8 protein-coding genes are annotated in these 12,181 nt (G+C 72.0%); 2 read left to right on the top strand and 6 right to left on the bottom strand.

Going from position 1 to position 12,181, the window contains the following annotated elements; translation table 11 throughout:
• Positions 1-682: 682 nt before the first annotated feature.
• Genes ABZY91_RS39530 through ABZY91_RS39515 form a run of 4 tightly spaced genes read right to left on the bottom strand, consistent with a single transcriptional unit; the run spans position 683 to position 5,734 of the window.
• Entirely contained in the window at positions 683-2,434 is a 1,752-nt protein-coding gene (locus tag ABZY91_RS39530) for a beta-galactosidase family protein (RefSeq protein ID WP_355408788.1), read from the bottom strand.
• Between the two features lie 44 nt (positions 2,435-2,478).
• Entirely contained in the window at positions 2,479-3,822 is a 1,344-nt protein-coding gene (locus tag ABZY91_RS39525) for a sugar ABC transporter substrate-binding protein (RefSeq protein WP_355408786.1), read from the bottom strand.
• A gap of 44 nt (positions 3,823-3,866) precedes the next feature.
• Positions 3,867-4,760 (bottom strand): carbohydrate ABC transporter permease, encoded by an 894-nt coding sequence (locus tag ABZY91_RS39520; protein ID WP_329874737.1) that lies wholly within the window; start codon positions 4,758-4,760, stop codon positions 3,867-3,869.
• On the bottom strand, positions 4,757-5,734 hold the full coding sequence (locus ABZY91_RS39515) for a sugar ABC transporter permease (RefSeq protein ID WP_355408784.1): 978 nt from the start codon (positions 5,732-5,734) through the stop codon (positions 4,757-4,759). Before ABZY91_RS39515 ends, ABZY91_RS39520 begins: the two co-directional genes overlap by 4 nt.
• A 554-nt stretch (positions 5,735-6,288) precedes the next feature.
• Here ABZY91_RS39515 and ABZY91_RS39510 point away from each other — a divergent pair.
• Positions 6,289-7,356 (top strand): LacI family DNA-binding transcriptional regulator, encoded by a 1,068-nt coding sequence (locus tag ABZY91_RS39510; RefSeq protein WP_355408782.1) that lies wholly within the window; start codon positions 6,289-6,291, stop codon positions 7,354-7,356.
• Positions 7,357-7,424: 68 nt separating this feature from the next.
• Here the strand turns inward: ABZY91_RS39510 and ABZY91_RS39505 are convergent, their stop codons facing one another.
• Both ABZY91_RS39505 and ABZY91_RS39500 read right to left on the bottom strand, forming a co-directional pair.
• Entirely contained in the window at positions 7,425-9,872 is a 2,448-nt protein-coding gene (locus ABZY91_RS39505; protein WP_355408780.1) for an RICIN domain-containing protein, read from the bottom strand.
• A gap of 128 nt (positions 9,873-10,000) precedes the next feature.
• Positions 10,001-11,449 (bottom strand): RICIN domain-containing protein, encoded by a 1,449-nt coding sequence (locus ABZY91_RS39500; protein WP_355408778.1) that lies wholly within the window; start codon positions 11,447-11,449, stop codon positions 10,001-10,003.
• 547 nt (positions 11,450-11,996) lie between these two features.
• Here ABZY91_RS39500 and ABZY91_RS39495 point away from each other — a divergent pair.
• Positions 11,997-12,181: DeoR family transcriptional regulator (locus tag ABZY91_RS39495; protein WP_355408790.1), on the top strand; the 185-nt coding region annotated here is incomplete at its 3' end.

The raw sequence follows: 12,181 nt of genomic DNA, 5'->3' as shown, positions 1-12,181 counted from the left end.
GGCATCAACTCCTTCTGGCAGAACGTCGCCCAAGGCGCCCTCCTCGTCGCCGCCGTCGTCATCCAACAACGCCGCAACGGCGAACGCGCCGTCGGTCTCCCCGCCTGACGCACTGAACGCCGCTCCACGACTTCCCCATTTTCCGTCAGCACCCCAGCCACCAGAGGCCGTTCCCACGGCGGATCGGCCGGGCCGGTAGACGCTGACGGAACGGCGAGGGCCGCCGAGGGTCGGCCTGATCGCCACCACCCGCCGGTGGCGCCCACCCCTGTGGTGAGCGCCACCGGCGGACGTGTCTCGTCCCGTCGTGGGCTCGTCCGCTCCGACAGCCGGCGCAGCGCATCGGGGGTCGAGAGGGTCCGGCCCGACCGGCCTGACCGGCGGGGAGAGCATGGACGGGACGGCCGGTCGAGGCCGGTGGGCGAACGCCCCACCGGCCTCGACCGGCCTTCGGCACCGTCCCCGGCCCCCGACCCCCGGACTCGGCCCGAGCCCCAGAGCCACAGAGCCACAGAGCCCCGCGCGGTGCCACGGCCCGGGCGGCGCCCGGACGTTCACCACGGCGCGGCAGTCCCCCCGAACCGCGCCGGCCCCCGCGGTGGACGGCCACCGGACCGCGACAAACGGCAGGGCGCCTGTGGGAAGGTCCCACAGGCGCCCTGCCGTCATGGCGTCGCCGCCGTCACTCCTCGGTGGGTCCGAGGTCGGGGCTCGGTACGAAGCGGACGGACCGCTCGGAGGGAGCCGCGTGCAGCTCCAACAGCGCGATCTCGTTCAGCCCCGGGCGCAGGACGGGGCCGGGCAGGTAGAGCGAGCGCTGCGGGCCCCGGGACCAGTACCGGCCGAGATGGAAGCCGTTGACCCACACGTTGCCCTTGGTCCAGCCGGGCAGGTGCACGAAGGTGTCGGCCGGCACGTCGACCGGGAAGGTCCCGCGGTGGAAGGCGGGGCCGACGACCGGTGTGTTCCCGGTGGTGAAGTCGAGGCCGTCGAGCGATCGCCACGGCATCGGCAGGTTGGTCCACCCGTCGAGCTCCTCGCCGTTGAGCAGGACCGGGCCGGCCAGGCCCTTCCGGTCGTGCAGGCCCTGGCCGTAGTTGACCCTTCCCTGGTTCTCCACCAGGACGGTCAGGACGGCGCCGTCCCGGGGGACGCCGAAGGCGATGGCGTGCTCGTGGTTCTCGCGTTCCAGGACGCCGACCGGCTGGCCGTCGAGGAAGACCTGCGCGCGGTCGCGGACGTCCCGGAGCTCCAGTAGAGCCGGCCCGGCCTGCGGCAGGACGGTCTCGTAGCGGACGAACCCGAAGTCCTGCCCCAGCTGTTCCATCGTGAGCGGGCGTTCGGAGCGCACGGTGGCGCCGGGCGCGGCACTGTGCGAGAGGAGGTCCGCGACATCCGTCAGCGGCACGGTGCGGGGGGCGAGCTTCGGGGCGGGCTCCGGTCCGGGGCCGGCGGGCACGGGGGCGTACTTCGCGATGACGTCGCGGAAGGCGCGGTACTTCTCGGTGGGATCGCCGGCCTCGTCCAGGGGCGCGTCGTAGTCGTAGGAGGTGACGGTCGGCCGGTAGGCCGCCTTGTCGTTGGCCCCGTTGGTGAACCCGAAGCTGGTACCGCCGTGGAACATGTAGAGGTTGACCGAGGCACCCAGGGACAGCAGTTCGTCCAGTTCCTGTGCGGCGTCCTCGGCCGAGCGGACGACGTGGTGGCCGCCCCAGCGGTCGAACCAGCCGATCCAGAACTCCGTGCACATCAGCGGGCCGCTGGGCTGGTGGGCCCGCAGGGCCGCGAGGCCCTCCCGTGAGCGGCTGCCGAAGTTGGCCGTGGCGAGGGTGCCCGGCAGCCCGCCGCGGGCCAGGTCGGCGGGCTGGTCGCAGGTGAACAGCAGAACGTCCACGCCGTGCCGGCGCAGCAGGCCCGCCAGGTGTTCCAGGTGCGAGGTGTCGTCGTCGTACGCTCCGAACTCGTTCTCCACCTGGACGGCCAGAACCGGGCCGCCCCGGGTGGCCAGGCGGTCGAGCACCGGGGGCAGGAGGCGTTCGAAGTAGTCCTCCACGGCAGCGAGGTAGACGGGGTCCTGGCTGCGGAGCCTGATGCCGGGGTGTGCGAGGAGCCAGGACGGCAGGCCGCCGCCCTCCCACTCGGCGCAGATGTACGGGCCCGGGCGCAGCAGGACGTGGAGTCCTTCGGCGGCGGCCAGGTCGAGGAAGCGCGGGAGGTCGAGGCCGCCGTCCAGGTGGAAGGTGTCGGGGGACGGCTGGTGGAGGTTCCAGGGGACGTAGGTCTCCACCGTGTTGAGGCCCATGAGCCGGGCTTTGCGCAGGCGGTCGGCCCACTGGTCCGGGTGGATCCGGAAGTAGTGCAGCCCGCCGGAGATGATGCGGAAGGGCTCGCCGTCGAGGGTGAAGTCGTCTCCGTCGATCTGGAGAACTGGCATGGTACTGCTGCTCCTGAGAGGGGGGTCGGGGCGGGCGCCGGACGTCACGGTGCCGTGACCTTGAAGCCCTGCTGGTTGCCGTACTCGGTGATGCGCTTCTGCCAGGCCGTCAGACCGCCGTTGATGCCGCTGGTGAAGCTCTGGCCGACCGTGTCCTTGAACACCGAGTTGGCGTAGACCTGGAAGGGGAGGTACTGCCAGCCCTTGCCGACCGAGGCGGAGGAGGCGGCGAACACCTGGTTGGCCTGCTGCCCGCCGAGGGCGTCGACGGGCCGGTCGAGGAAGGCCGGGTCCTTGAGGAGCTCGGTGGTGGCGGGGAAGAGGCCGTTCGCGTTGAGGGAGCGGACGGCCTGGGGGTCGGAGTTCAGCCAGGTGGCGAAGGCGGCGGCGGCGGCCTTGTTCTTGCTGGTGGTGGGGACGGCGACGGCCGAACCGCCGTTCTCGGCGGTGACGTCGTCACCCGCGTTCCACTGGGGCATCGGCGCCGCCCGCCAGTTCCCGGCGGTGGTGGGGATGGTGGAGGCGATGTTGCCCGGGGCCCAGGCACCGATGATCCACATGGCGTACCGGCCGCTGTTCATCGACTGCCACCACTCGTTGGTCCAGCCCGGGGCCGTGTCGACGAGCTTGCGCTCGACCAGGGAGGTCCAGAGGTCGGCGACCTTCTTCGCGCCGGGGTCCTGGAGGTCGACGCCGACCCCCGTCTCGCCCTTCTGCTGGAAGGGGCGGCTGCCGGCCTGCCACATCAGGCTGTCGAGGCCGCCGGCGTCGCCGGGGTCGATGGAGGTGATGTACCGGTCCGGGGCGGACTCCTTGATCTTCGCCGCGGCGGTCTCGAACTCGGCCCAGGTCCTGGGCGGTTCGATGTGCAGCTCGTCGAGGAGCTTCTTGTTGTAGAACATCGCCATCGGGCCGGTGTCCTGCGGGACGGCGTAGATGCCGCCGTTGACCGTGACCTGCGACCACGCCGAGGAGGTGAACTTGGACTCCAGCGCGGCCGCGCCGTAGTCCTTGAGGTTGACGAGCCGCTTGGACTGGGCGAGTTCGGGCAGGGCGAAGTACTCGACCTGGACCACGTCCGGCCCGCCGCTGCCGGCCTTGACGGCGGTCTGGAGCTTGGTGTACTGCGCCGCGGACTGCCCCGCGTTGACGATCTCGACCTTGATCTTGGGGTACTTCTGCTCGAACAGGGCGACGGTCTTGTCGAGGTTCGGGGCCCAGGTCCAGAAGGTGAGCGTGGTGGGCGTGTCCAGGGCCTTGGCGGGGTCGGCGGCCCCCTCGGACGAGGAGCCGCCGTCGGAGCCGCAGGCGGTGAGGGCGAGGACGAGTGCCGCGGCGGGGGCCAGTGCCAGGATTCTGCGGCGCGACGGGCTGTGGGCGGAGGTCATGAGGGGGTCCTTGCTGTGAGGAAGGGGGATGGGGCTTGCGCCGGTCATTCCTTGACGCTTCCGGCGGCGAGTCCGGACTGCCAGAAGCGCTGGAGGAAGAGGAAGGCGACGATGAGCGGCACGATGGCGAGCAGGCTTCCGGTGACCACGAGGGGGTAGAAGTCGGTGGTGGTCGCGCCGCTTCCGGCGGCCCCGGTGGCCACCGCGTTCCACTGGTTGAGGCCGACGGTGAGCGGGAACCACTGGGGGTCGCTGAGCACGATCAGCGGCAGGAAGTAGTTGTTCCAGGTGGCGACCAGGGCGAAGAGCAGCACGGTGACGAAGCCGGGGCCGAGCAGGCGCAGCGAGACGGTGAAGAAGGTCCGCAGCTCCCCCGAGCCGTCGATCCGGGCGGCCTCCAGCAGGGAGTCGGGGACGGCCTCGGCGGCGTAGACGCGCATGAGGTAGACCCCGAACGGGCTGACCAGGGAGGGCAGCAGGACCGCCCAGGGGGTGTCGACGAGACCGGCCTTGCTGAACAGGAGGTAGGTCGGGACGGCGAGTGCGGTGCCGGGGATGGCGATGGCGCCGAGGATCATGGCGGCGATCGCGGTCCTGCCGCGGAAGCGGTACTTGGCGAGGCCGTATCCGGCGGCGGTGGAGACGAAGGCCGCTCCGCCCGCTCCGACGACGGCGTAGAGCAGGGTGTTGCCGAACCAGCGCAGGTAGATGCCGTCGTCGTGGGTGAGGACGTTCCCGATGTTGCCGAGCAGTCGGAAGCCGTCGCCGAACCAGAGGCCGAAGCTCTCCAGCAGGGAGGCGGTGTCCTTGGTGCTGGCCATGAACAGCCACAGCAGCGGGAGCAGTGCGTACGCCAGCATGGCGGTCATGGCCAGCGTGAGCGCGGTGCTCGGGCGGCGGGCGCGTGCGCGCCGGCCGGAGGTGGTCCTGGCGCTCACTGGCCCTGCCCCTTTCGCATCGACCGGATCTGCACGGCGTAGGCCGCGAGCGCGGTGACGCCGCCCAGGACCACGGCGACGGCGGCCGAGTAGTTGAACTGCTGGCCGTTGAAGGCCAGGTTGTAGGCGTACATGTTGGGCGTGTAGCTGGTGGAGATGACGCCCGGGGAAAGCGACTGCATGACGTTCGGCTCGTTGAACAGCTGGAACGTGCCGATGATGGAGAACACCGTGGCCAGGACCAGGGCCGGCCGAAGTGCCGGGAGCTTGATGCTCCACGCCTTGCGGAACTCCCCGGCGCCGTCCACCTCCGCCGCCTCGTAGAGCTCCTGCGGCACGGTCCGCAGCGCCGCGTAGAGGATCAGCATGTTGTAGCCCACGTACTCCCAGGTCACGATGTTGCCGATGGAGGCGAGCATCCAGGAGGACCCGAGCAGGTCGGGCACGTCCGTGCCGAGCACCTCGCCGATCTGGCCGACGAGTCCGAAGCGGTCGCCGTACAGGTATCCCCACATCAGCGACGCGACGACGGCGGGGACGGCGTAGGGGACGAAGATGCCGATCCGGAAGAGGCCGGTCCAGCGCAGCCTCCCGCTGTCCAGCGCCAGCGCCGCCACGAGTGCGAGCAGCAGCATCACGGGGACCTGGACGACCAGGAACAGGAGGACCCGTCCCAGGCCCGCCCTGACGAGGTCGTCGGTGAGCGCCCGCCGGTAGTTCTCCAGGCCGACGAAGACGGTGCCGCCGACCAGGCGGTCCTGGAAGAGGCTGAGGTAGGCGGCGTAGCCCAGCGGGGCGATGATGCCGATCACGAAGACGACGAGGAACGGCGCGAGGAACGCGTAGCCGAACGCTCCGTGCCCCGGCCGTCCGACACGGCGTTCCCGTCGCTGCCGGGGCGCCGGTCCGGGCCTGGGCGTGGGCGGGCGGACCGGATTCGGCAGGGGGGTGGTGGAGGGGGGTGACGTGCTCAAGGGTAGTGCCCTTCGTGGCGAATGTTTGCGCCAACATGACGATGGTGTTGAGTGTTGACCGTTTCCGCGCAGGGCGTCAAGCCACCGAAACACGGCGATGCAGCTTCGTAACCAGCGCCGCGACCGCCCGGGAGCGCCCGCCCGGCCGCACGCGCCCGCCGGGTCGGGAGTGACAGATCGGCGAGGAGCGCAGCTCAAGGGCTTGCCGGTCGGCCGTCGCCGCTCGGCGGAGCCGGCGCGGGTCGGCTCCCGGAGCCGGCGGCACGAGCGTTACGGACGGACGTCGGCCGGGTGAACCCGCTCGACCCGCCGACGCCGCCCCACACGCCCGGGGTCGACCGACGTCCGTTGTTGTTCGTTTGCCCACCGGCCCGTACGCCCCCGGCCCGGACGGCCCGCTCGGTGCGGGGCCGACGGCTGCGACACCCGGACCCCGCCCGCACGCGGCCCGCTCCCCGCCCCCTGACCGACCGCGTCCGGCCGTGCCCGGGCGTGTTCATCCGCTGGTCGCGGCCGCTACGATGTTGACGCAGACATCAGGGAAAGGGGCCGGTATGAACACCGCGGCGAAGCCCGGCGCGGCCGCGCGCGCCACTCGGCGCCCGGCATCCCAGGCGGACGTGGCCGCCCTGGCGGGCGTCTCCTCACAGACCGTCTCCCGGGTCGCCAACAACCGGTCCAACGTGGAGCCGGAGACCCGCGAGCGGGTGCTCTCCGCGATGCGCATGCTCGGCTACCAGCGCAACAGTGCGGCCCGGGCCCTGACCCTCGGACGCTTCCACGCGCTCGGCGTGGTGACCTTCGACGTCACCGCCCAGGGCAACGCCCGCACCCTCGCCGCCATCTCCCGCGCCGCCCAGGCCTCCGGCTACTCGGTCAACGTGGTCTGCGTCGAGAACGAGACCGAGGACGCCGTCCAGCGCGCCGTGCGGCAGCTCACCGACCAGGCCGTCGACGGGCTCGCCGTCATCGAGGCCCAGATCCTCGACCGGCCCGGCTTCGACATCTCGTCCGGCGTGCCCATCGTCGTCGCGGACGGCGACCCCGAGCGGCGGTACACCTCCGTCGACACCGACCAGGCGGCCGGCGTCACGGCGGCCGTCCGCCACCTCCTGGACCTCGGGCACCGGACGGTCTGGCACATCGGCGGGCCGCAGAACTCCTACGCCGCGCGCCGGCGCGCGGCCGCCTGGCACGCCGCTCTCAAGACCGCCGGAGCACCCGTGCCGCCGATCGGCTTCGGCGACTGGACGGCCGCGTCCGGCTACGAGATCGGCCGGCGGCTCGCCGCACAGCCGGACGTCACCGCCGTCTTCGCCGCCAACGACCAGCTCGCGCTCGGCCTCCTGCTCGCCCTGCACGAGGCCGGCCGCCGGGTGCCGCACGACGTCAGCGTGGTCGGCTTCGACGACATCCCCGAAGCCGCCTACTTCGTCCCCCCGCTGACCACCGTCCGGCAGAACTTCGAGGAGGTCGGCCGCCAGTGCGTGGCCCGCCTCCTCGACCAGATCGACCCACCGCAGGGCGAGGGGGCCCCGGTCACCGCCGTGGCGGTCCAGCCCGAGCTGATCGTCCGCGCCAGCTCGGCCGCGCCCCCGGCCGGTGGCGCCGGACCCGCCTGATCCGTGCCGAACGGACGTGCCCCCGCCCGTGGTCCGTGGTCCGGCGGGGGCACGTCCGGCCACGACGGTCAGCCGATCCGGAACCGCTGACCGGCACCCGACCCGCACGGCTCCTGGACCAGCACCGCACCCGGCGAGGACGAACTCGCCTCGACCGCCAGGCACTTGCCGCTGTGCCGTGCCACCAGGGCGGAGAAGCCCCCGCCGGTCGGACGGACCGACCACTCCTGGTTCCACGCCCCGCTGCACCCGTACTGGACCACCCGGGCGCCGTCCGCCGTGGACTCGCCCTCCACGTCCAGGCACTGCCCGCTGTGGCGCACCACCACGGACACCTGGCCGGGGCTGCCGGCCCGCAGCGCCCACTGCTGGGCCGACGATCCGGTGCAGCCGGACTGGACGACGGCGGCGCCGGGCGCCCCCGCAGCACCGGCCACCTCGGCGCACAGCCCGCTGCGCCGGACGGTCACCGGCTCCCACACGTCCGCGGCCGTGCTGCGCACGGACCAGGACTGGTTGCTCCCGGTGGTGGGCGGCCAGACGTTCACCGGCGCGCCGTCCCATCCGGCGGCGTCGCTGACGTCGAGCAGGAGCCCGGTGGCCTTGTTGACGAGGGTGCCGCGCCCGTCACCGGTGGTGGAGCGCATCCACAGCTGCGCCGCCGCGTTGCCGGGTGCGGCGGAGCCGAGGGCGCCCGCGGTGACCGCGAGGGCCCTGCCGGTGGCGGCGTTGGTGATCCGGTAGGTCGCCGTGGTGTCCCAGCCGCCGCCGACCTTGGTGAAGGTCCACCGCTGCCCGGGGTCCGCCGGGTCCGGGGTGCGCTGGACGGGGCCCGCCTGGGCGTCGGGGCCGGCCGCGAGGGCCAGGCCGCTGTTCTCGTTCAGCAGCTGCCGCGCGCCGCCGGTCGGTGTGGTCGCCGTCGAGGCGTTCACGCCGACCGCACCGGGGAGGACGAACGTGGTCACCGAGCCCGGGCCGACCGTCGTGGTCACCGTGGCGGCGGCCGTGACGGTCAGGTCCGCCCCCCGCTGCACGTTCCTGGTGCCGTCGGTGGTGTAGCGCTGGACGGCGGTGCCGGAGCCCGGCTTCTGGTAGCCGGCGAGGTCGAGGGTGAGGGCCTGCGCCGTGCCGGTGGTGTTGGTGTGGACGACCACCGTGCCCTCGCCGCCCGGCCGCAGGGCGGCGAGGGTGTCGGCGGAGTTGGTGCCGATGACACGGGCTCCGGGCCGGACGAACTTGGTGTAGTTCGCCATCGCCCAGTACTTCTTGTTCTTGCGGACGGGCTCGACGGCCGGGTCGTCGGGCGTCAGGTCGACCTGGATGAGGCCCCAGTTGGAGTTCTCGTGGGCCGGGGTCATGTTCTCGTAGTCCTCGACGGCCTGCCACAGGACCCACGCCCGGGGTTCGAGCATGGTGAGATCGCCCGTGATGCGGCGGGAGAGGTCGAGGGCGGGTGCCATGTCGGTGAAGTTCTGCGGGCCGCTGCCGCCGAGGTCGACCTCCGACATCCACAGCGGCTTGCCGGCCCCCTTGGCGATGTCCCGGGCCCCGATCCGCCCGTGCGTGCCGTAGGTGTGGACGTTGAGCCGGCCGATCGCCGAACGCGTCGCGGCCGGGTAGGAGTTCCAGTCGTCGCGGAACATGGCCGGGTCGGTCTCGTCCATCGCCGCCACCGGCGTGGTCAGGCCCGCCGACGTCAGCGCACCGCGCATGCTGCCGATCATGCGCGCCTGGGCGGCGTGGTCCCAGTGGGACCCCTCCTGCGGGCCGCCGGCGCGCCAGTACCCCGTACCGGGCTCGTTGACCGGCGACACGGAGTCGAAGGTGACGCCGGTCGAGGCCTGCACCCGCTTGATCGACCCCGCCAGGTAGGCGGCGAAGCGGTCGTACTGGTCGGGCCGGAGGTTGTTGTCCCAGCGGTTGACCGCGCCGGAGACCAGGCCGCTGACGGTCATGAAGTACGGGGCGGAGTTGGAGAACGCCTCGAAGGTGTCGGCGCCGCGGCTCTTCGCGGCGGCGAGCCACCAGCGCTGGTTGGCGTCCGCGGCGGCGTTCCAGTGGTTCGGGTCGTTCGGGTTCCACCAGTCGGCGGGCTCGGCACCGCCGTTCGCGCCGCCCGGCTGCGGGGCGAACTCCGCGGGGCGGTTCCAGTAGCCGGGCACGGCCGCTCCGGCCCGCATGTACGGCACGGTCTCGGGGCTGTCGCCCCCGCCGATGTTGTAGCGGGCGACGGTGAGGCCCAGGCCGTCGGCGCCGAAGAGCTCGTCGGCCAGCTGGTTGCGCCGTTCGTCGGGCCAGCCGCCGGTGACGTTGGCGAACCAGCCCAGCGTGGTGCCCCAGCCCTGGAAGGGCTGCTGCTGGTAGCCGGGGTCGAGCCGGACGGTGTGGTGGGCGGTTGCTTCGGCGGCGGCGGCCGGCTGCGGGGGAGCGAGCAGGCCGGCACCGGCCGCCGCGATCGTGGCGGCGAGACAGGTGCGGGCCGTACGGTGCCGTGTCTTCTTGGTACGCGGGGCCATCGGTCCTCCAGGTGCGGGGGCAGGCAGACGGACGGCACGCCCCTCGGGTGAGGGAGGGGCGTGCCGGTGGAGGTGGAGTGTGTGCCGGTGGGGCCCCGGCCCGCGTACGGACCGGGCCCCGCACGGGGTCAGACCGTGACGGTCCGACGGCTGAACTGCTGGTTGGCGCCGGTGCCGCAGGTCCACTGTTCGAGGGCGGCGCCGTCGGTGGTGGCCTGGTTGATGACGTCCAGGCACTTGCCGCTGTGCCGGGCGATCAGGCGGACGTGGCCGGAGCCGTCGGCCACCTTCTGGACCTGCCACTGCTGGGACTGGCTCCCGGTGCAGGTGTTCTGCACGACGAGGGCCCCGTCGACGCTCGACGCTCCCTCGACGTCCAGGCACTTGCCGCTGTGCCGGGCCATGACCTGCACGTAGCCGGTGCCCAGGCTCTTGAGGGAGAAGTTCTGGTTGGCACCGTTGCCGCAGGACCACTGGAGGAGCCGGGCGGTCTCGGCGAACGAGTAGTCGCCGACGTCGACGCACTTGCCGCTCTGCCGGCCGACCAGCTGCTGCCAGGTCGCGCGGAGCGGGGTGACCTTGCCGGCGGCCGCGTTCACCGTGATCTGCGGCGAGTAGCCCATGGACAGGGTCGTGGAGGTGGGGAAGGCGAGGGGGAGCCACACGTACTGCGAGTCGTTGACCGTGCCGCCCATGGAGTTGCCCCAGCGGTCGCCCATGTAGAGGTAGCCGGTGCCCTGGCTGCCCTCCACCGGCAGGACGAAGGTGGTCTGGCTGTGGTAGGTGATCCCGTCGCCCGCGTCACTCAGGCCGCTCCAGGACCCGGTGATGCTGGTGGCGGTCGCGTACTTCTGCTGGTTGGGGGCCCAGCCGGTGGCGCCGGAGGTCAGCAGGAAGTAGACGCCGTCGCGCTTGAACATCGCCGGGGCCTCGCGGGACTCGCCGTTCCACAGGCTCTGGACCTGGGCGTCGATGCCGGTGTAGTCGGCGGTGAGGCGGTAGACGTGCAGGTCCCGGTTCTCGTTGGCCGCGGAGATCATGTACCCGGTGCCGTCGTCGTCGACGAAGGTGGTGATGTCCCGCGACATCGCCCCCAGCGGGCGGAAGCTGCCCCGCCAGGTGTAGTCGCCGTCGATCGTGGCCGAGACCGCGACGGCCGCGCGGGCCTCGCTGTAGTCGGTGGCGCTGCCCTCCTTGTGCATCCACATCACGAACTGCCCGGTGGCGGCGTTGTACATCACCTTGGGGCGCTCGATGTTCGCGCCGGCGAGCTCCGGGTCGGTCGCCTGGGTGAGTACGTGCCGGCGGAACTCCCACGTCTTCAGGTCCCGCGAGCGGTAGGCGGAGACGTAGCGGAACGAGTTGTCGGCGTTGCGGTTCTCGCCGAACCAGTAGTAGTACTGACCGACCTTGATCACACCGCCGCCGTGGGCGTGCAGCGGATTGCCCGCGGTGTCCGCGAACTGGGTGCCGTTGACGACCGTCACGGCTGCCGCCTCGGCCTGGCCGGCGCCCTGGACCAGGGAGACGCACAGGGCCAGGACGGCACCGCCGACGGCCGTTCTCAAACGCAGCATTCTTACTCGTCCTTCGTTCGCCGATGCGCCCGCGGACCGCCTGCGGGCACGACGGCACAACCGGCCGGTGGAGCCGACTGCACGCCGGTGTCCGCACCGGTGTCCCCGCCGCCCGTGTCCCGGGCGGGGTGGGGGGAAGCGGTCGCGGGCGCATCATGGGTGGGGGGTGGCCCGACGGCCGGCGCCAGCACGTCCGTTGCTGATGTTCGCGCAAACAATCGGGGTGATGGAGAGTTTCGAAGTGCCGTTCGGTTGTGTCAAGGGTTCTGTCCGATTCACCGGCGGACGGGCCGAACCGGGCGCGAATGATGCACCACGGGCATACGTCCGACCACGCATCGTCATATTCGAGCGGACGGCGACGCCCACTCCGCACACCAAAGCGCAGACTCTTCGCTCTTTCCGGTGATTGAGTGTTGTTTTATGTTCAATACCGGCGGGGAATGACGACAGCGACCGCACGTACGCACCCCTATCCTGTGAGTCGTGGTGCTTTCATGCGCCGACCGTGGTGGCCGCCGGCAGCGGCGTGGAAAGTCGGAGTGAGATCGTGGAGGACACGGGGCTGCTGGCGCCGCAGCGAAGGGCGCTCATCCTCGACCGCGTACGCCGTGACGGCGCGGTACGCGTGGCGGAGCTCGCCGACCGGTTCGGCGTCTCCGACATGACCGTACGGCGGGACCTCGAAGCCCTCGCCCGCACCGGCGCGATCGAGAAGACCTACGGCGGAGC

It is taken from the genome of Kitasatospora sp. NPDC002965 (assembly GCF_040611255.1).
In the GTDB taxonomy this organism is placed as follows: domain Bacteria; phylum Actinomycetota; class Actinomycetes; order Streptomycetales; family Streptomycetaceae; genus Kitasatospora.
This window is presented reverse-complemented; position numbering and strand designations above follow the sequence as displayed.